The organism is Bradyrhizobium lablabi (genome assembly GCF_001440475.1).
GTDB lineage: Bacteria > Pseudomonadota > Alphaproteobacteria > Rhizobiales > Xanthobacteraceae > Bradyrhizobium > Bradyrhizobium lablabi.
In genome coordinates, this window is the sequence record NZ_LLYB01000110.1 from 3,950 (window position 1) to 21,467 (window position 17,518).

Annotated in this window: 17 protein-coding genes, 1 tRNA gene and 2 pseudogenes; 9 read left to right on the forward strand and 11 right to left on the reverse strand. The window is 62.7% G+C overall.

Annotation, left to right across the window (positions count from 1 at the left end; genetic code table 11):
• Nucleotides 1-983 (reverse strand): porin (locus CQ14_RS44030; RefSeq protein WP_283807298.1); only part of this gene is annotated, 983 nt, incomplete at its 3' end.
• Between the two features lie 77 nt (nucleotides 984-1,060).
• Nucleotides 1,061-1,552, reverse strand: a pseudogene (locus CQ14_RS44035) (porin); the annotation flags it as partial.
• Nucleotides 1,553-2,530: 978 nt separating this feature from the next.
• On the opposite strand from CQ14_RS44035, the gene CQ14_RS31945 reads away from it, so the two are divergent.
• The 3 genes and pseudogenes from CQ14_RS31945 to CQ14_RS44040 all read left to right on the forward strand — a co-directional run bounded on the left by CQ14_RS31945 (nucleotide 2,531) and on the right by CQ14_RS44040 (nucleotide 3,531).
• Nucleotides 2,531-2,624: transfer RNA gene (locus CQ14_RS31945), tRNA-Ser, on the forward strand.
• 183 nt (nucleotides 2,625-2,807) lie between these two features.
• A pseudogene (locus CQ14_RS47090) lies at nucleotides 2,808-2,942 on the forward strand (GIY-YIG nuclease family protein); the annotation flags it as partial.
• Between the two features lie 22 nt (nucleotides 2,943-2,964).
• Nucleotides 2,965-3,531 carry a hypothetical protein gene (locus CQ14_RS44040; protein WP_245320683.1) on the forward strand — a complete coding sequence of 189 codons (567 nt, stop codon included), beginning with the start codon at nucleotides 2,965-2,967 and terminating at the stop codon, nucleotides 3,529-3,531.
• 227 nt (nucleotides 3,532-3,758) lie between these two features.
• Here CQ14_RS44040 and CQ14_RS31955 read toward each other — a convergent pair whose 3' ends face one another.
• The 6 genes from CQ14_RS31955 to gatC form a co-directional block, all read right to left on the reverse strand.
• Nucleotides 3,759-4,025, reverse strand: a complete 267-nt coding sequence (locus tag CQ14_RS31955; RefSeq protein ID WP_057861786.1) for a hypothetical protein — start codon at nucleotides 4,023-4,025, stop codon at nucleotides 3,759-3,761.
• A gap of 1,491 nt (nucleotides 4,026-5,516) precedes the next feature.
• Nucleotides 5,517-7,001, reverse strand: a complete 1,485-nt coding sequence (gatB, locus tag CQ14_RS31960; RefSeq protein ID WP_057861787.1) for an Asp-tRNA(Asn)/Glu-tRNA(Gln) amidotransferase subunit GatB — start codon at nucleotides 6,999-7,001, stop codon at nucleotides 5,517-5,519.
• The gene (locus CQ14_RS31965) at nucleotides 6,998-7,291 is read right to left on the reverse strand and encodes a hypothetical protein (protein WP_057861788.1); all 294 of its coding nucleotides are present in this window, start codon (nucleotides 7,289-7,291) and stop codon (nucleotides 6,998-7,000) included. Before CQ14_RS31965 ends, gatB begins: the two co-directional genes overlap by 4 nt.
• A gap of 2 nt (nucleotides 7,292-7,293) precedes the next feature.
• Nucleotides 7,294-8,769: an Asp-tRNA(Asn)/Glu-tRNA(Gln) amidotransferase subunit GatA gene (gene gatA, locus CQ14_RS31970; RefSeq protein WP_057861789.1), complete on the reverse strand. Its 1,476-nt coding sequence runs from the start codon at nucleotides 8,767-8,769 to the stop codon at nucleotides 7,294-7,296.
• Nucleotides 8,766-8,978, reverse strand: a complete 213-nt coding sequence (locus CQ14_RS31975) for a hypothetical protein (protein ID WP_057836657.1) — start codon at nucleotides 8,976-8,978, stop codon at nucleotides 8,766-8,768. Before CQ14_RS31975 ends, gatA begins: the two co-directional genes overlap by 4 nt.
• A 26-nt stretch (nucleotides 8,979-9,004) precedes the next feature.
• Complete coding sequence (gatC, locus tag CQ14_RS31980; protein ID WP_057861790.1) at nucleotides 9,005-9,292, reverse strand: Asp-tRNA(Asn)/Glu-tRNA(Gln) amidotransferase subunit GatC; 288 nt, start codon at nucleotides 9,290-9,292, stop codon at nucleotides 9,005-9,007.
• A gap of 400 nt (nucleotides 9,293-9,692) precedes the next feature.
• Between gatC and CQ14_RS44045 the strand changes: the two genes are divergently transcribed.
• The 3 genes from CQ14_RS44045 (at nucleotide 9,693) to CQ14_RS31990 (ending at nucleotide 11,803) form a co-directional block, all read left to right on the forward strand.
• On the forward strand, nucleotides 9,693-9,860 hold the full coding sequence (locus CQ14_RS44045; protein WP_156435660.1) for a hypothetical protein: 168 nt from the start codon (nucleotides 9,693-9,695) through the stop codon (nucleotides 9,858-9,860).
• Between the two features lie 244 nt (nucleotides 9,861-10,104).
• Nucleotides 10,105-10,896: an alpha/beta fold hydrolase gene (locus CQ14_RS31985; protein ID WP_199805663.1), complete on the forward strand. Its 792-nt coding sequence runs from the start codon at nucleotides 10,105-10,107 to the stop codon at nucleotides 10,894-10,896.
• A gap of 28 nt (nucleotides 10,897-10,924) precedes the next feature.
• Nucleotides 10,925-11,803 (forward strand): MBL fold metallo-hydrolase, encoded by an 879-nt coding sequence (locus CQ14_RS31990; RefSeq protein WP_057861792.1) that lies wholly within the window; start codon nucleotides 10,925-10,927, stop codon nucleotides 11,801-11,803.
• A 21-nt stretch (nucleotides 11,804-11,824) separates the two neighbouring features.
• Here the strand turns inward: CQ14_RS31990 and CQ14_RS31995 are convergent, their stop codons facing one another.
• Nucleotides 11,825-12,901, reverse strand: coding sequence for an NAD(P)H-dependent flavin oxidoreductase (locus CQ14_RS31995; RefSeq protein WP_057861793.1), 1,077 nt, complete (start codon nucleotides 12,899-12,901; stop codon nucleotides 11,825-11,827).
• A gap of 38 nt (nucleotides 12,902-12,939) precedes the next feature.
• On the reverse strand, nucleotides 12,940-13,914 hold the full coding sequence (locus tag CQ14_RS32000; protein WP_057861794.1) for an NAD(P)H-dependent flavin oxidoreductase: 975 nt from the start codon (nucleotides 13,912-13,914) through the stop codon (nucleotides 12,940-12,942).
• 103 nt (nucleotides 13,915-14,017) lie between these two features.
• Here CQ14_RS32000 and CQ14_RS32005 point away from each other — a divergent pair, with 103 nt between their 5' ends.
• Together CQ14_RS32005 and CQ14_RS32010 are read left to right on the forward strand one after the other, a co-directional pair.
• Nucleotides 14,018-14,899, forward strand: coding sequence for a LysR family transcriptional regulator (locus CQ14_RS32005; protein ID WP_057861795.1), 882 nt, complete (start codon nucleotides 14,018-14,020; stop codon nucleotides 14,897-14,899).
• 90 nt (nucleotides 14,900-14,989) lie between these two features.
• The gene (locus CQ14_RS32010) at nucleotides 14,990-16,087 is read left to right on the forward strand and encodes a DUF1963 domain-containing protein (RefSeq protein WP_057861796.1); all 1,098 of its coding nucleotides are present in this window, start codon (nucleotides 14,990-14,992) and stop codon (nucleotides 16,085-16,087) included.
• Between the two features lie 43 nt (nucleotides 16,088-16,130).
• Here the strand turns inward: CQ14_RS32010 and CQ14_RS32015 are convergent, their stop codons facing one another.
• A complete protein-coding gene (locus tag CQ14_RS32015) occupies nucleotides 16,131-16,355 on the reverse strand; it encodes a hypothetical protein (RefSeq protein ID WP_057861811.1) in 225 nt (74 codons plus the stop codon).
• A gap of 211 nt (nucleotides 16,356-16,566) precedes the next feature.
• Between CQ14_RS32015 and CQ14_RS32020 the strand changes: the two genes are divergently transcribed.
• Nucleotides 16,567-17,502, forward strand: coding sequence for a cyclase family protein (locus tag CQ14_RS32020; protein ID WP_057861797.1), 936 nt, complete (start codon nucleotides 16,567-16,569; stop codon nucleotides 17,500-17,502).
• Nucleotides 17,503-17,518: the final 16 nt, after the last annotated feature.

Below are 17,518 nucleotides of genomic sequence, written 5' to 3' on the forward strand. Positions count from 1 at the left end.
CGGAACTCGTAGATGGCGGTCGGCTTGGGAGCCGCCGGCGTCAGAGTGGCAGCGCCCGTGAACTTCTGGTCGAGGAAGAACGCGCCGACTTCAGCCGAGAACGTCAGGTTCTTGACGGGAGTCCAACGGGTGACCACACCAACCTGGGCAAAGTTGAAGTCCGGGTTGCAGCTATAGTCTGTCGAAAGCGTCTTACCGAAGTTGAAGCTCGCGCAGAACTGCCCCTTGGCGGAAAGGATGTCGAGGGCGTCACCGTTGTAGTGCACCTGACCATAGCTGCCCCAAAGGCTGGTCGACCAGTAGGGATCCCAGTTGTGGTTGTACGCACCGCGGATACCCCATGCTTCCGTCAGCTTGAGGTCGCCGGTAAGCCCGCCGGTAAGGAACCCGGGCAGGAAAACCGCATCAGACGTTTGGCCAAAGCCAATGCTCTGATACGCACCCGCACGGCCCGTGCCACCGAACATCGCGAAGCTCGGCGAAGCACCGGAGGTCGAGACAACGGCCTTCGTCATACCCTTGGCGTAGGTGGCGTCGAACTTGAGGTCGTCGCCCGCACCGGTCGGGATGTTCTTGATCTGCAAGGCAGCCGTCACCGCTCCGCCCCACTTGTCTTCGGGGTGGCCGCTGATTTCTGAGAAGGCGTTCGGGGCGCCGCCAACGTTGACGGAGTTGTACGAAGCGGTCACGTTGTGCAATGCGCCCGCAATCTGGAACAGACCCCAAGCCTGATCAACGCGGACGTTGCCGACGATGTCGGGAACATGCGTGCCGCCGTAGGCGTTGGCACCGACGGCCGTAGCTTGGATACCAACCGCTTGAAACACTGGGGCTGCGGGTGTGGCGCCCACGCCCAGGTTGAGCACCGAGGTGCGGCTGAACACGGTCGGATCATCGAGGCCGATGGTGGCCGACACGCCGTTACCGAACTGGGCGGTGTACTGGATGTTGTTGACGCCGGTGACGTAGTCCGGGCCACCCATCAAGAACGAGTTGTTGTTGCCCGGATAGCCGTTCCAAGGCGTCGCGTAGGCCGAAGNCCGACTTACCGAAGGTGAANACCAGCGAACTGGATGAACACCATTTCAACCGCGACATAGCCGCCGCCCGCGACGTTGAGCGCGTTGGAAGCGCCGCCCGGGAAAGCAAAAGCATTGTTCGGATTGGAATTGCCAAAATTGTTGAACTGGAAGTCGGCCTGACCGAAGGTGCGGACAACGCCGTATTCGGTGGCGGTACGGGTATCAACCGTCAGCGCCATACGGGAACGGGACGTGAAGTAATCGCGGAAGCGATTGCCCTGGCCGCCATCGCCGGACCAGTACGGACCACCATAGATGTTGCCGTTGAACGTGGTGTCAACGCGCAGATAACCACCCAGCTTGATGCAGGTATCAGTGCCCGGGATATAGAAGAACCCCGCGCCGTATAGGGAGCAGATCCTCACGTACTCGACCGCTTTGGCCTTGACGGGAAGATCGGCTGCCTGTGCTCCGCCCATAGCGACGAGCGCCGCCGCTGAGCCGAGAATAAGGCTCTTAACCATCTTCATGCTAAACCTCCAAGTTGCTCTGTAGGGAAGGTTCCGGATCCGCCGGGTGAAACACCCGTAAGGCTGGTTCCCTTGTCCCCGTAAACCCGCTTAGTCGCTTCGCGCCTTCGGACACACCCGCACGAACGCGAGGGACTGAAGCGAGCCATCTAAAACGGGGCGACCTCGGGATGCCCCCCTCCGTCGCACGATCACAATTACCGAGGACTTCTGCACAAGCAACAAAGGAACCGCTTCGAGCGCCGCGGCTTGGTCCCTTTTCCGAAGGGTGTTGCACAAATAACACGTGTTTGTGATCGCGGTTTTCTTGCAAGCAATTGGTTCTGCTACATATTTTCGAATAGTCCATTTGACATCCGAAAACTGTCGTGGGCACCGCAGCAACCGCGTTCCACCCGCCGAAACGCTTTGCAGGCATCGAATCGAACCGGCGATCCCGCCGATTCCATCCGCCGACATCACACACATAATATAGAGTCATCTGCGGAGCTCCTTCGCCGGGCCGGCAACCGAAGGCGGCGCCTGACTTGCGTCGATTATGAAGGCTCAAGCTGCCGCACCTCGCTGTCAGCGACGCTGAGCGCGGCCATCGCAGGCGAAAAGCGCCTTTCCTTCAGGGGCGAAATGCATTTGCAGATTGCAGCGGGCCTGGCACTAGCGCATCGCGCTACGAAATCCGCTCAACGGGAGCCGAATCGCCGGCAAGCGGCGTCGAATCACGTTCGCGCGACGAATGTTTCATTTCGAGGCATTATCGGAGCTGGCACGCCAGAATGTCCGACGAAGGCCGTGCTGCGATGAGCGCGCAAAGGCGCGTGTGCCGACGTCGCGGTGTCCGTGTTCCTGCAGTACGACGCCTCGAACGCGGGCTGCGAGAGCATCGCGGGAGCGCGAAGCGCCCGCGCCTCTAAATGGCCTCGGCGTAATTTGAATCTGCCGCTTGCGGCTGGCCCTCGCGTCAGGCATATCCGCGCTCATGGAGCTGTGGCCGAGTGGCTGAAGGCGGCGGTTTGCTAAACCGTTATAGGGTTGTAAAGCCCTATCGAGGGTTCGAATCCCTCCGGCTCCGCCACCCGCCTTCGCTTCCGCTTCGGCGCGGCATGCCCGCGATGAAGCGCAAGCGAAGGCGGGTGCCGCGCCCTAGCTGCGAAGTGGCGACGGCGGGCTGGCCCTGATCGCCCCCCACCACCCGGAGCGCGACAGGGCGTAAGGTGTCTCCCGAAGCTTCGCAGGAGCGCAGGGAAACTGTAGCCACGTGTGGTACAGCTACTTCCTCGAACTGAGCAATGGTGACATCTACATCGGATCGACGGACGATCTCCGGCGTAGAGTGGCGTCCCATCAGCAAGGACACGTCATCTCGACAAGCAAGTATTTGCGCTTGATTCTTCGCTCGCATGTTGCGGGGAGCGATGAAGCAACAGCTCGCAGTCTCGAACGGTATATTTCAAGTCGGCAAGAAGCGCTTCTTTGCACAAGTTCAGATCGCGCAGACTCACTCCGATCGAAGACTGCTGGAGCCGCCGGTGGACGGCGAGATATTGTCGGGTGATGAAGGCCTGCGGCTGTTCCGCGGGATCCATGTCCTCGGCGGTGCGCCCGACAGCAAAGCCTGCCAGTCGCTGCTGCGCTTGTTGCGCCTTCCCTCTTCGGATCTGCACGATCTGCTCGGCAATGCTGTGATCGAAAACCGGTGTGTTCGATGGCGATACCGACGCGCTGTTCGCATTGATGGCCGACAGCTCGATGGACGGGTTCACCCGTGGAGCATTGAAGATAAGCCGGCAGAAGACGGCGATCGGGCCTGGCAGGCTGGCTGCAAGCGATCGGCCTGCGTGATCTGGTGCCGCTGGTTGACAAGGCCTTCCGCGAAGACCGCATTCCAGAGGAGTGGATCGATCGCCGTCAGTTCGATGAGGATCTTGCACGCGGCGAACGTGCGTCCGATGACCTCGACCGGTTCACGGAGGTCAACCTAGGTACATCGAGGACGTGACCGATGCACTGGCTTGGGCGCGCGGGTCCGAAGACGACGCGCTCGAAGAGAACGAGGAAAGCGACGAGACGTCACCTTGGGCCGATCCCGCATATCCGAACGAGCCGGTCAGAAACCCTTGGCGCCACGTCGGAGGCAACGATCCCTCCCCTGCGGGAGTGGCAAGAAGGCGAAGAAGAGCCGCCGGCCTGACGCCGGCCGCTCCGAACCTCAGTGCGCGGTCATCCAGGCGCGGGCTTCGCGCTGGGCGGTGGCGATTTCGGCATCTGACATCATCGCGGCGACCTCTTGGCGCATCGAGATAGCGTCAGCACGCCCCTTCAGCGCGGCGAGATTGAACCATTTGTGAGCCGCGACGAGATTGACCACGCCGGAACGGCCGCTCGCCCAGTAAAGACCGCGCTCGAACAGCACATCCGGGATCGCGGTGGCTTCCACCGGAATTGCAGTATCGAGATCAATGTTCGCCTGAAACATCCTCAGCTCCCCTTTTTATCGTTGCCGCCCTCCCCCGAGCGCGGCCCCTGTCCACTGTTAGTCTGCCTGTTATCTCCAACGCCGTTTTCCGGTCTGTTGTTGGGATGATCATGGCCGATCAAATTTGAAGGGCAGTTTAAGGTTCGCGATGAACGGGATGTAAACGCGCGCAGCGCGCCGCCGAACGCGAAATCGCAGAAGTGCCTGCGGCACAGGGAGAAATTGCCAATCGTGAAGTTCGGTTTACCCTGCGGTTTCGCAGAACGATAACCATTGCGGCAAGGTCGGCGTCATCATTCGTCAGACGAACCGGTCCCGTCTCGCGCGACGGACGTTCACGTCGCGCCGGCGACCGAATGGCGGAGGGTGATGCCTAGAGCGACAGGTGGAACCGAGACGATCGACGCCTGCGGATGATCGATAATGAGCGGGGAGACTTTTAGCGCTGCGCGCCTGGTGCGGCGGCTGTCGGAGCGCTCCGGCGAAAGCGGGCGTTCCGGAGGCCGAGTACGCCCCTTAGGGGACGAGTGCGCCCCGAGGGAACGAGGGCGTCGGCGAACACGTCAGGACCAGATTTCATACCGGGCTTTGGCCCCGGTGAAACTGCGGGTAGTTAAGGATACCCGCACCGAACGAAGAAAACCTGTTTCTTCTGCCGGACCGGTTTTGAAAGAGCGGGCCTCGTTTGAAGAACGCTCTTTCCGAAATACGATCCAGCCGTTGACCTGATGTCTCGCCGACACCCTCTTTCGTCGACCGGAGCCTTCAGCGTTTAGTCCTGGGGCTCAAGTGACGTGCCGGCATCAAGCCGCCGGCAATTTTCAAAGAAGCGAATTTACTTCTTCTTCTTGGCGACCTTGCGGGTCTTCTTCGCAGTCTTCTTCACTGCGCTCTTCGCTTTCTTCGCCTTCTTAGCTTTCTTGGCCATGTTGCCCTCCTAATGTAAGTGAGATGGCTTAGTCGCTGCGTGCACTCGGGAATCGAGATGCACTACATCCCGAATACACCAACGCACTCAAAAAAACAGCGTCCCGCTTAAGGAAGTGTTGACACGGCGACGAGAGAGCGCGCGAAGCACTTCGTTCGACAACACAATGATGGACGCGCGCGTCGATGCAAAAAGTGCCGCAACGACCGACATCGGTGTTTGCAAATATTGCAGAAAGCGCCTGTGCCGCAGCGCTTTCTTTGATTCACTGAAGTGACGATCAATGCATGCGCGCGTTCGTCGCGACTCACTGATGCCGCCCAAAAGTCGTGTGCACGGACTCTGAGTCGCAAGCTTTGGCAATAAAAAAATTTTCATGGTCACAGCGTTGGCGTCTCATCGCCGCTCGCCAAAACCGAACTTTTTTGCGAATCGCGAAGACCGATTCGCAACTGCGCTGTCGGTCGTGATGATGAATTTCAGATCGCGATGGACGATCGACGCACGTTAGCGCGCATCGATCATGGCGTCATCACGCCGGAGTCGTCCCGTAACGGGACGCTTCAGATGCCGAGCTTCGCTTTCAGGAGATCGTTGACGGCTTGCGGATTGGCCTTGCCGCCCGATTGCTTCATCACCTGGCCGACGAACCAGCCGGCGAGCTGCGGCTTGGCTTTCGCCTGCGCGACCTTGTCTGGATTGGCCGCGATGATGTCGTCGACGACCTTCTCGATCGCGCCCAAGTCAGTGACCTGCTTCATGCCGCGGCTTTCGACCAGCTCGCGCGGGTCGCCGCCTTCGGTCCAGACGATCTCAAACAGGTCCTTGGCGATCTTGCCGGAGATCGTGCCCTCGCCGATCAGGCCGACGATCGCAGACAACTGCGCTGCCGACACCGGCGAGTCCGTGATGTCATGGCCTTCCTTGTTGAGGCGGCCGAACAGCTCGTTGATCACCCAATTGGCGGCGAGCTTGCCGTCGCGCGCCCTGTCGGCAAGACCCGCCAGCACGGTTTCGTAGAACACCGCGCTCTCGCGCTCGGCTACCAGCACGCCGGCATCGTAGGCCGACAGGCCGAGGCTATCGATAAAGCGGGCCTTCTTCTGATCCGGCAATTCCGGCAGCTTCGCCTTCAGCTCGTCGACATAGTCTTGCGTTAACTCGAGCGGCAGCAGGTCGGGATCCGGGAAATAGCGATAATCGTGCGCCTCTTCCTTGGAGCGCATCGAGCGCGTCTCGCCCTTGTTGGGGTCGAACAGGCGCGTCTCCTGATCGATGACACCGCCATCCTCGATGATCTCGATCTGGCGCCGCGCCTCGTATTCGATCGCCTGGCCGATGAAATTGATCGAGTTCATGTTCTTGATTTCGCAGCGGGTGCCGAGCGGACCGCCCGGCTTGCGCACGGAAACGTTCACATCGGCGCGCAGCGAACCCTTCTCCATGTCTCCATCGCAGGTGCCGAGGTAACGCAGGATGGAGCGCAGCTTGGTCACATAGGCCTTGGCCTGCTCGGCATCGCGGATGTCGGGCTTGGAGACGATCTCCATCAGCGCGACGCCGGCGCGGTTGAGATCGATAAGGGACTGCGACGGCAACTTGTCGTGCAACATTTTTGCCGGGTCCTGCTCCAGATGCAGCCGCTCGATGCCGATGGTAGCGGTCCTGCCGCCCTCGAGCTCGACGATCACCTCGCCCTCACCCACGATCGGCGACTTGTACTGGCTGATCTGGTAGCCCTGCGGCAGGTCCGGATAGAAATAGTTCTTGCGATCGAACACCGAGCGCAGGTTGATCTTCGCATTCAGGCCAAGCCCGGTGCGCACCGCCTGGCGGACACATTCTTCGTTGATCACGGGCAGCATGCCCGGCATCGCGGCGTCGACGAGGGAGACTTGGGTGTTCGGCTCGCCGCCGAACGCGGTGGAGGCGCCGGAGAACAGTTTTGCATTGGACGTGACCTGGGCGTGGATCTCCATTCCGATCACGACTTCCCAGTCGCCGGTCTGGCCCTTGATCAGTTTTCCGGGTTTGACTGACACGTTCATGCTTTTCCACTCCCGAGCAGCGCGGTCACGATCCGCTCCCATTCGGCTTCCAGAGAATCCTTTGCTGCCGGCTGGCCGGCCTGACGATACCAGTAGCCGGCATTGCCGAGATCGCCCTCGACGCGGTGCAGATAGGCATGCACCCAGGCCGCGTCGGCGCTGCCTTCATCCTGCACGATCTTGTGCGCGCGCTCCCAATCGCCCTTGGCGGCCCACCACAACGCAGCCAGCGGCGGTTCCAGGCCAGACGCCGGAGCAGTGTCCGCGAGACTGGCGCGGAAGTCCGCCATCGCTACCACCAGCGCGGCGGCGTGAAGCGGCCCGCCGCCTGCTCAACGACTTCACCGAGCGAGAACAGCGTCTCTTCGTCGAAGGGACGACCGATCAGTTGCAGGCCGAGCGGCAGGCCCTGCGCGTCCTTGCCGGCGGGCACCGCGATGCCCGGCAGTCCCGCCATGTTCACCGTCACCGTGAAGATGTCGTTGAGATACATCTCGACCGGATCAGCGCCGGCCTTTTCGCCGACGCCGAAGGCGGCCGACGGCGTCGCCGGCGTCAGGATCGCGTTGATGCCCTTGGCGAAACAGTCCTCAAAATCCTTCTTGATCAGCGTGCGGACCTTTTGCGCACGGATGTAATACGCGTCGTAATAGCCGGCCGAGAGCACATAGGTGCCGATCATGACGCGTCGGCGCACTTCCGCGCCAAAGCCCTCGGCGCGGGTGTTCTCGTACATTTCGGTGATGTTGCGCCCCTGCTCGCGCAAGCCGTAGCGCACGCCGTCGTAGCGCGCGAGGTTGGACGAGGCTTCCGCGGGCGCGACGATGTAATAGGCCGGCAGCGCGTATTTGGTGTGCGGCAGCGACACGTCCACCAGTTCGGCGCCGGCCGCCTTCAGCCAGGCCGCGCCCTCGCTCCACAGCTTCTCGATTTCCGTGGGCATGCCGTCGAGGCGGTACTCCTTGGGAATGCCGATCTTCATGCCCTTGACGGATTTTCCGATCGCGGCCTCGTAGTCTGGCACCGCGCGGTCGACCGACGTGCTGTCCTTCGGATCATGTCCAGCCATCGAGCGCATCAGGATCGCAGCATCGCGATTGGTGCGCGCAATGGGACCCGCCTGGTCGAGCGAGGAGGCGAACGCCACGATCCCCCAGCGCGAACAGCGCCCATAGGTCGGCTTGACGCCGACGGTCGCGGTGAACGCCGCAGGCTGGCGGATCGAACCGCCGGTGTCGGTCGCGGTCGCGCCCATGCAGAGCAGCGCCGCCACCGCGGACGCCGACCCGCCGGACGAGCCGCCCGGTACCAGCGTGGTGTTGGACCCCTCGCGCCGCCACGGATTGACCACCGGTCCGAAGCACGAGGTCTCGTTCGCCGAGCCCATCGCGAATTCGTCGTTGTTGAGCTTGCCGAGCATCACCGCGCCGTCGCGCCAGAGCTGCGAGGTGACGGTCGACTCGTATGGCGGCACGAAATTGCCGAGGATTTTTGAGCACGCGGTGGTGCGCACGTCCCTGGTTGAGAACAGGTCCTTGATGCCGAGCGGAATGCCGGCCAGGGGACCGCCCTCGCCCTTGGCGATCTTCGCATCGATCGCGCGCGCCATGTCGCGAGCCTTCTCCGGGGTCTCCAGCACGAAGGCATTGAGCGAACGCGCCGCCTCGATCGCGGCGAGATGCGCATCCGTCAGTTCAAGCGAGGTGAAAGACTTGTTCGCGAGGCCCTCGCGGGCCTCGGCGATCGTCAGGGATGTCAGGTCGGTCATTTATTGATCGGGCTGCAGAAGAACGGAGAAAGCGTCTTGTCGTTGGCGGGATCGTTGGACTTGGGCCTGGTCCTTTCATTGGCCTCAAGCTGATCGAGGACAGCGTCCATCGCCTTGTCGGGATCGGCGGCCTTGCCCTGCCGCTCCATCGCGTCGAGATAGTTCATGTAGGCCTGGTAGGCCTTTTCATCGTCGCAGAGCAGACACATCGCACTTCCGATCTCGCAAAGAGGTTTTACTCAACGACCTTGGGCACCAAAAAGAAATGATTCTGCGTCTCCGGCGCATTCCTGACGATATCGTCGGGAATTTCGCCATCATTGACCACATCGGGCCGCTTCTTCATTTCCATCGGTGTCACCGAGGTCATCGGTTCGACGCCGTCGACGTTCACTTCCGAAAGCTGCTCCACGAAAGCAAGCATGGCGTTCAGTTCGCCCTGCAGATGGGGAACCTCGGCCTCGGTGACCGCAATTCGCGCCAAGTGCGCGATACGGCGAACGGTGGTGGCATCGACGGACATAAATATAGGCCTCAAACGGGGAATTGGCATCCGCCGTATAGCAGAGGCCGCTTTCGCGCCGCAACCGCGGGAACAGGCCGCCGGGCCTTCGGGTGCCGAATACCACCCTTTTTGGATCAAAAAGTCGCCCCGCCCCGACGCACAAGATTTTGAGCGCCAAGCGCCGATTTCCTGCGCAAAGCGTCCTGACGAAACCATTTTACGTTCCTACGTAGTCATCCTGAAACAGTCGAGGAATGTAGTCACGGCCAGAACATCGGGAGGCCGTGTCATGTCGACCGTCGAAAATGACAACGCCGGGTCGGAAAGCTGGGATCCTGCCCTCTGGTCCATCGGGACCGCCCTCGGCGTCGCGATCGTCTACCTCGCCTGCTTAACCTGACTGACGGGAGGCCGAGCCATGTCCCAACAGGCTAAAATCCTGCAGGAAAAGGCGGAAATGTTCGAACGCCGCGCCGAGAGCGCGACCGACCCCATTTCCAGGCAACACTACAAGGAGATGGCCGCTCATTACCGCTCGCTGGCCGCCGAGCACCTGGACGTTCCGCGCGACGAACCGGCGCACTAATCGAGGAAGAATCAGGCATTCGGCGGGCGTAAAGCCGCCGCCCCTCGGCCGGAGTGTGAGGTGACGCGGCAGCGCGGCGATGCCGCACCCTGCCTACAAGCAGCCAACAGCCAGCATTGCGCCCTGCTCCGTTCACGATTTGAGATTCATACCGTCTCCGGTATCGTAGACTTCCGATACCAGGGCTGACCGGCCAATTGCTCGCCGGATGACGAACAAGAAGAACAAGAACCGGGGGCGCAGCATGGATTTCATCGAAGCCAATGGTGTCGCGCTGCGTTGCGAACTGAGCGGCGGCGGTGATCGCACGCTGGTGCTGGTTCACGAGATGGGCGGCTCGCTCGAAAGCTGGGACGAGGTTGCGCCGAGATTCGCCACATCGCGCCGCGTCCTGCGTTATGACACCCGCGGCGCCGGATTGTCGCAGAAAGTGCGCGGTGAACTCACTCTCGATACGATGGCCGGCGACATCGCGGCCCTGCTCGACCAACTCGGGATCGCCGGCAAGGTCGCGCTGGCCGGCATCGCCGTCGGAGGCGCGATCGCCCTGCATTTTGCGGCCCGCTATCCGGAGCGTACGAGTGCGGTTGCGGTCGGCAGTCCGGCCACCGGCATCGCGGCGGAACGCCGCGCGCCGGCGCTGGAGCGCCTCGCGAAGATCGAGACCGCAGGCATGGCAGTCGCGGTCGAGGATTCGATGTTGAATGGCTACGCCCCGGAGCTTCGCGGCGACATCGCCCGCTTTGAGCGCTTCCGGACCCGATGGCTCGGCAACGATCCCTCGAGCTATGCGACGATCTGGCGAATGCTGGCGGCAGCCGAGATGCAGGACGAACTCGCCCGGCTGAGGTGTCCGGTGCTGGTGATCGGCGGCAGCCTGGATCGCGTACGCCCGCCGGCGCTGGCGCAAGGCGTGGCCAGGGCCATTCCCGGCGCCCGCTACGCCGAAATCCGCACCGGCCACTACATGGCGGTGCAGACCCCCGATCTGCTGTTCGATTGCATCGATGAGTTCCTGAAATCGGTCAGCGTCTGATCGTCCCCAAGCCCCGAGGCCTTCCCACATGAATGCACAACCGGCCCAGCAAATTCCCGGCATCTATCATCGCAAGATCGGCGATATCATCGTCACCGCCGTCAGCGACGGCTATCTCGACGGCACCCTCGACGTGATGCGCAATGTCGATCTCGACAAGGCGAAGCAGATCCTGACCGACGCGTTCCGCCCGGCGCGGCGGACCAGCGTCAACACCTTCCTGATCCGCTCCAAGGGGCGCACCGCGATCATCGACACCGGATCGGGTAATTATCTGCAGCCCACGGCCGGCTTCGTTCAGCGCAACCTCGCCGCTGCCGGCATCGACCCGAAATCGATCGACACGGTACTGCTGACTCACATGCATCCGGATCATTCGGCAGGTCTCGTCGACATGTCGAACGGGCAGCTTCTGTTTCCGAATGCGGAACTGGTGATGCACGAGAACGAGCTGGCGCACTGGTTCGACGACGGTGCAATGGCAAAGGCCGATGAGCGGTCGGCAAAACTGTTTTTTCAGGCCGGCCGCGAGCAAGTCGCGCCCTACAAGAGCAGGACGCGGCTATTTGGGGATGGCGAGGTGTTTCCAGGCGTGACCGCGATCCCGAGCCATGGGCATACGCCGGGTCACACCGCCTATCTGGTCGCCTCTGGCCAGGATCAGTTGATGATCTGGGGCGATACTGTGCACGTGCCGGAAGTACAAACCGCCTTTCCCGAGGCCGGCATGGGGTTCGACACCGATCTTGCGGCGGCGGCCGCCTCGCGAAAGCGAATGTTCGACCGCGTCTCTGCCGATGGCGTTCTGATCGCAGGCATGCATCTGCATTTCCCGGCGTTCGCACGGCTGGCGCGGCGCGGCAACGCCTATGCGCTTTACCCCGAGGCCTGGGTCCACGCGTTTTGATGGCGTGAAGCCAGCATTGCGCTATCCACCCAACGCGCCAAGCCGCGCCAGCGCAGCACCCGCGAGCGAACGGGTCAGTTCTGCCGCCGGCATCTCGCGGCCCATCCTCACCGCCTGGCCGGCCCAGAGATTGGTGAAGTCGACCTTGCCGAGCTTTTCGGCCGCCGCCTTCAGCGGCCCGAGCGCGGTGGCAGCGTGCGGGAATGCCGGCGCGTCGGGTGAGATCGGGCCGACCTCGCGCATGACGCGGTTGGCGACGCCGCGCGCGGGCCGTCCGGTCATGACATTGGTGATGACGGTGGAATCGTCATGCGCCTGTGCCAGTGCCGTGCGCACAGGCCCGATCACCTTGGATTCCGGACAGCGTAGATAGGCACTGCCGATCTGCACGCCGGATGCGCCGAGCGCGAACGCCGCCGCAATGCCGCGCCCGTCGGCGATGCCGCCGGCCGCGATGACCGGCACCTTCACCGCATCGACCACCTGTGGCACCAGCGCAAACGTGCCGGGCTGCTGGGCGATGTTGTCGGTCAGGAACATGCCGCGATGGCCGCCCGCTTCCGCGCCTTGCGCGATGATGACGTCGGCGCCGTGCTCCTCCAGCCAGATCGCTTCCTTCACAATCGTCGCCGACGACATCACGATGGCGCCCGCCGCCTTGACGCGCTTGACCAGCGCAGCGTCCGGCAGGCCGAAATGGAAGCTCACCACTTCCGGCTTCAACTCCTCGACCACGGCGCACATCGCCTCATCAAACGGCGCGCGGTTGGCGGCGGTGATGGGCGCGGCGGGATCGATGCCCAATTCCTTGTAGTAGGAGCCGAGTCTGGCCTTCCATCCGGCCTCGCGCGCAGGATCGGCATCGACCGGCGTGTGGCAGAAGAAGTTCATGTTGACCGGCGCGGAGACGCGCTGGCGGATGATGTTGACCTGCTCGCGGGCTTTCTCGGCCGTGATCATCGCACACGGCAGCGACCCCAGCGCCCCGCCCTGCGCCGCCGCGATGACAAGTTCGGCGTCCATGATGCCGGCCATCGGCGCCAGCACGATCGGAAATTCGGTCTTGAAGAGGTCGATAATCCGGCGGTCTGGCCACATGGTTTTTCTCGCTTGCATGAATTGAGGGTACGCGTCGATCAGGCCGCAACGGAGTTGCGGCGACCGCTGAGTATCTGCTCGGCCTCGCTGACGATCCTGTCAACGATCTCGGCGGCCGGCGGGATATCATGGATCAACCCGACTGCCTCACCCGCTATGACGGCGGCGACGTCGAAATTGCCCGCGGCCCTTGCCGCCGCATAGTCGGCCGCGACTGTCTTGATGTTCTGCATCAGTTCGACTTCGCGTCCCATCCAGCGGCGCGCATGATCGTTGATCAGGCAGCGGCCGGTAAACGGCGCCGGCCAGACATTGTTGCGCGAGAGATCGAAGATGATGCCGCGGACGCTGTTGCCGTTCGATGCCGCGCAGATGCGTTGCTTGGCCTCTTCCGGCCCATCACATTCCGCGCTCGCATAGAAGCGCGTGCCGAGCAGCACGCCGGATGCGCCCAGCATCATCATCGCCGCCAGCCCGCGGCCATCGCCGATGCCGCCGGCAGCGGCGACCGGCACGCGCCCGGCCGCGAGATCGACAATCGCCGGCACGATATCGAGGGTGGTGCGCGAGGCGCCATGGCCTCCGGCTTCCGTGCCCTGTGCGATCAGGATGTCGGCGCCTGCATCGAGGGCCTGCCGAGCCATCGCTTCGTCCTGCACCTGGCAAATCAGGAGCGTACCCGACGACTTGATGCGTGAAGCAAAGGGCTTTGGATCGCCGAACGACAACATGATCGCGCGCGGACCAGCTTCGAGCGCGATGTCCAGCAGCTCCGGCTGCTTCGCCAAGCTCCAGGTGATGAAGCCGATGCCGAAGGGATCGGAAACGCCGGCGAGCTTGGCCATCTCCTGCTCCAGCCACGCCCTGTCGCCATAGCCGCCGCCGAGAATGCCGAAACCGCCGGCGGCGCTGACCGCCGAGGTCAGGCGCGCGCCCGCAATGACGTCCATCGGCGCCGACAGGATCGGATGCTGGATGCCCAGACGGGCGGTCAACGGTGTCGATATCGGCATGTCCCCTCCCTGTAATCTGGACAGGCATACTAAGGCGAAGTATCATTCTCTAAAAATGAATACTAAAGAACGATGCAATCTCTAAATTGAAACGGACATCGCCATGGAATTGAGCGACCTCCTGACCTTTTCAACCGTCGCGCGGCTCGGCGGCATCACCCGCGCCGCCGACGAACTCAACACCGTACAGTCCAACGTCACCCAACGGGTGAAGGCACTGGAAGCCGAGATCGGCACCGCGCTGTTCGAGCGGCACAGCCGCGGCATGACGCTGACCGGCGCCGGCCGCCGCCTGCTCCCCTATGCCGAGCGGATGGCGGCGCTGTCGCGCGAGGCGCTGCTGGCCGCGCGCGACGACGGCGAGCCGAAGGGACCGCTCTCGATCGGTTCAATGGAAACGACAGCCGCGGTGCGCCTGCCCTTGTTGCTCGCCGAATTCCATCGCCGCTTTCCGGCGGTGCAGCTGAGCCTGCGCACATCGACAACGGCCGAACTCGTGGCCGGCGTGCTCAACGGCACGTTCGACGGCGCATTCGTCGCCGGTCCCATCGAGCATGCCGAACTCGAGGCGACGGTGGCCTTCCGCGAAGAGCTGGTGCTGGTCACGGCCCGGCGCTGGCAGAGCCTCGGCGCCTTGCGCGCGGGCACGCCGGGGTCAGGTCCAACCGCGCTTGTGTTTCGCACCGGATGCACCTACCGCCAGCGGCTCGAACAGGTGTTTTCGGAATTCGGCTGGCCGTCTTCCGCGCGGTTTGAACTCGGCACGCTCGACGGCATGATCGGCTGCGTCGCCGCCGACATGGGAGTGACGCTGCTGCCGCGCGTCGTGGTCGGGCGGAACGACACCGTCAACGTTCACGCGCTGAATCAGGCGCAGGCACGCACCGAGACGCTCTTCATCACCCGCCGCGCGGCCCATCGGTACAGCGCCCTGCAGGGCTTTGTGTCTTGCCTGAACGGCCATGGCGAGGTCATCGCCGCCTGACATGCCAGTGCCGGCGCAACGGCTGCGTCAGATCGAACCGAATCCGCGGGTCTCGCGTCTACCGATCTCCTGAGGCAGGGTGAGACCGCGATGCGAACGCTATTCAAGACCGCCGCCGAGATCGATGGCTCGTTGCGCGCGGCGGGGGTTCGTGCCGCTGACGCGATGGCGCTGGCGGCAAGGTCGAAGCCGTACATCTGGCTCGAAACCGCAGAGGTCGACGACGAAGCCGAGATTGCTTTGGGCACGACCAAGGTCGGGGGAACGCCAGACCTGCCGGCCACGATGCCATGGCCCTGGCGTCCTCCATATCCCGATCATGAGGAGCGAGTGAAAGTGGCGCAGGCGGGCGTGGACTTCCTCAACCCGCAAGACATGGCCGCGCTTCAGGCCGAGACGCTCGAAGAGGTCCGGAAGCTGTTGCAATCAAGCGAGTTCGAAATCTTCGCAACCGAATCTGCAAAGGTCGATTACGGCAACTTCAGTTTCGATTTTCTGGTCGAGGATGTCAGGCGGACCGCGGAGCCGGCGCCGCTCCAGTTCATCGCTCAGGTCGACCTGGCCAATATCTGGTCCACGGGCCCCGTCGATCAGGACATCCCGCGCGAGGGACGGCTTTTGCTTTTCTATGACACCGACCATCGGCCCGCGGGCGATAGGCCGGCAGATATCACCGGTGCCCGGCTGATCCATGATTTGACGCCGGTCGACTCGCTAAAGCGGACAACGCCGCCGGCTCAATTGTCGGCTCACAAGCAGACCACCGGCTTCCGGCCGCAGCGGTGCCTGCTTCATGCCGGCATGTGGCCTCCCTATTTCGGCTCCCCCGAATGGAATGCCTGCGAGATCAAAGCCAGGGCGGAGAAGACCGTAGATGCGTGGTGGTACGAGGTCACCCGGGATGGCCATGATCACCGCTTCGGCGGGTACCCGCTCCAGATTCAGGGCGACATGCAAACCGAATGCGCGCTCGTCAGTAACGGGCTCGACCTCAGCGCGTGGAATTCGAAGGCTGCCGAGCGGCTGAAATCCGACGCGGCGAACTGGCTGCTGCTCCTGCAAATCGCATCCGACGATCGCGCCGGGATGATGTGGGGCGATGTCGGCAACCTCTATGTCTGGATCCATCGAGACGCCTTGCGCGCCCGGCGCTTCGAGGAAGTGCGGGTGATTCTGCAGTGCTACTGATGGCAGGCTTTTCGAGGCAGCGGCATTTCCCGACGCGGACGGCCTATGCAATCAACCGCCGCCTGACGTTCCAGCGCCGCAGCGCAACAACGGCCCAGACGGCCTCGACCAGTCCGAACGGCCAGGCGCCCTGCAAAAATCCGTAGGCAGAACCAAGCGCGCAGGCCGCGGCGAAGGCGAGGATGAACCAATGGCTGCGATCTTCCAGCGCATAGGCCACCAGCATCGCAGTCACCGCGAACAGGCCGAACAGGCTTAGTGCATCCATTGTCACCTTCTCATCTCGCATTCGTTCAGCCAAGCGAAACACTCGCGCCATATTTCTGTAACAAAGCAATTTGCGCAGCGCGCCTTCCGCGTTGCGGCGCTCGATCGCAACGCGCAGGTCGATCTGAAAAACTTCTGGCCGCCCCACACTACTGCGTTAGTATGAGGCGCTAACTACCAAAAACCATAACGTCAATCTGGGAGGGACTGCGATGCGCATTGCGTTCGTATTGAGCTGTTCTGTTGCCTTGTTGGGTGCGGTCGGAACAGCAAGCGCGCAAGACTGGACGAAATCGAAATGGGGGCCGGACGACGAGATCGGCGCCGCCAACTACATGAAGCCCGAACTCGTCGTGAAGGCCGCGGGTCTGGTCAAGACCGGCAAGACCTACGCGCTCGGTATCCCCGTCGACTCCAAGACGCCCGCCTACCCACCGCGGGCCTTCAAGGTCACCATCGTGCAGCCCGGCCAGGCCGGCATCCCCGGACTTGGGCCTAGCAAGACCACGTATAATGACGACATCATCGAGGGCTGGGTCGGCGTCGGCAGCCAGCTCGACGGCCTCGGCCACATCGGCGTCGAGCACGTCTATTACAACGGCAACAAGCTGCTCGATTTCGCCGACCCGACCGGGTTGAAGAAGCTCGGCGTCGAGAAGGTCCCGCCGATGGTGACCCGTGGCGTGCTACTCGACATGGCGGCCCATTACAACACCGACGTGGTCAAGGAAGGTACCGCCTTCAACGTCAAGGAAATCGAGGAAGTCGCCAAGAAGCAGGGCGTCGAAATCCGTCAGGGCGACGTCGTGATCTTCCACACCGGCTGGCTCAGCCTGATCGGCAAGGACGACAAGCGCTTTGGCGCCGGTGAACCTGGCCTCGGCGTCGAGGGTGCCAAATACCTCACCGGCAAAGGCGTGGTCGCTGTCGGCGCCGATACCTGGGGTGTCGAAGCAGTCCCGTTCGAAACCAAGAACGTTTTCGAGGTGCACCAGATCCTGTTGCCGATGAACGGGACCTACATCCTCGAAAACCTCGACACGGCCGAACTCGCCAAGGACAAGGCCTATGAGTTCCTGTTCGTGCTCGGCCAGCCGCGCTTCAAGGGCGGCGTGCAGAGCATGATCAACCCGGTCGCGATCCGGTAGGACCTTTGCAAGGGAA

Coding starts and splice junctions, on each gene's coding strand:
- CQ14_RS44040 (WP_245320683.1), top strand. CDS start 2,965: ATGAAGCAACAGCTCGCAGTCTCGAACGGTATATTTCAAGTCGGCAAG.
- CQ14_RS31955 (WP_057861786.1), bottom strand. CDS start 4,025: ATGTTTCAGGCGAACATTGATCTCGATACTGCAATTCCGGTGGAAGCC.
- gatB (WP_057861787.1), bottom strand. CDS start 7,001: ATGAACGTGTCAGTCAAACCCGGAAAACTGATCAAGGGCCAGACCGGC.
- CQ14_RS31965 (WP_057861788.1), bottom strand. CDS start 7,291: ATGGCGGACTTCCGCGCCAGTCTCGCGGACACTGCTCCGGCGTCTGGC.
- gatA (WP_057861789.1), bottom strand. CDS start 8,769: ATGACCGACCTGACATCCCTGACGATCGCCGAGGCCCGCGAGGGCCTC.
- CQ14_RS31975 (WP_057836657.1), bottom strand. CDS start 8,978: ATGTGTCTGCTCTGCGACGATGAAAAGGCCTACCAGGCCTACATGAAC.
- gatC (WP_057861790.1), bottom strand. CDS start 9,292: ATGTCCGTCGATGCCACCACCGTTCGCCGTATCGCGCACTTGGCGCGA.
- CQ14_RS44045 (WP_156435660.1), top strand. CDS start 9,693: ATGTCCCAACAGGCTAAAATCCTGCAGGAAAAGGCGGAAATGTTCGAA.
- CQ14_RS31985 (WP_199805663.1), top strand. CDS start 10,105: ATGGATTTCATCGAAGCCAATGGTGTCGCGCTGCGTTGCGAACTGAGC.
- CQ14_RS31990 (WP_057861792.1), top strand. CDS start 10,925: ATGAATGCACAACCGGCCCAGCAAATTCCCGGCATCTATCATCGCAAG.
- CQ14_RS31995 (WP_057861793.1), bottom strand. CDS start 12,901: ATGTGGCCAGACCGCCGGATTATCGACCTCTTCAAGACCGAATTTCCG.
- CQ14_RS32000 (WP_057861794.1), bottom strand. CDS start 13,914: ATGCCGATATCGACACCGTTGACCGCCCGTCTGGGCATCCAGCATCCG.
- CQ14_RS32005 (WP_057861795.1), top strand. CDS start 14,018: ATGGAATTGAGCGACCTCCTGACCTTTTCAACCGTCGCGCGGCTCGGC.
- CQ14_RS32010 (WP_057861796.1), top strand. CDS start 14,990: ATGCGAACGCTATTCAAGACCGCCGCCGAGATCGATGGCTCGTTGCGC.
- CQ14_RS32015 (WP_057861811.1), bottom strand. CDS start 16,355: ATGGATGCACTAAGCCTGTTCGGCCTGTTCGCGGTGACTGCGATGCTG.
- CQ14_RS32020 (WP_057861797.1), top strand. CDS start 16,567: ATGCGCATTGCGTTCGTATTGAGCTGTTCTGTTGCCTTGTTGGGTGCG.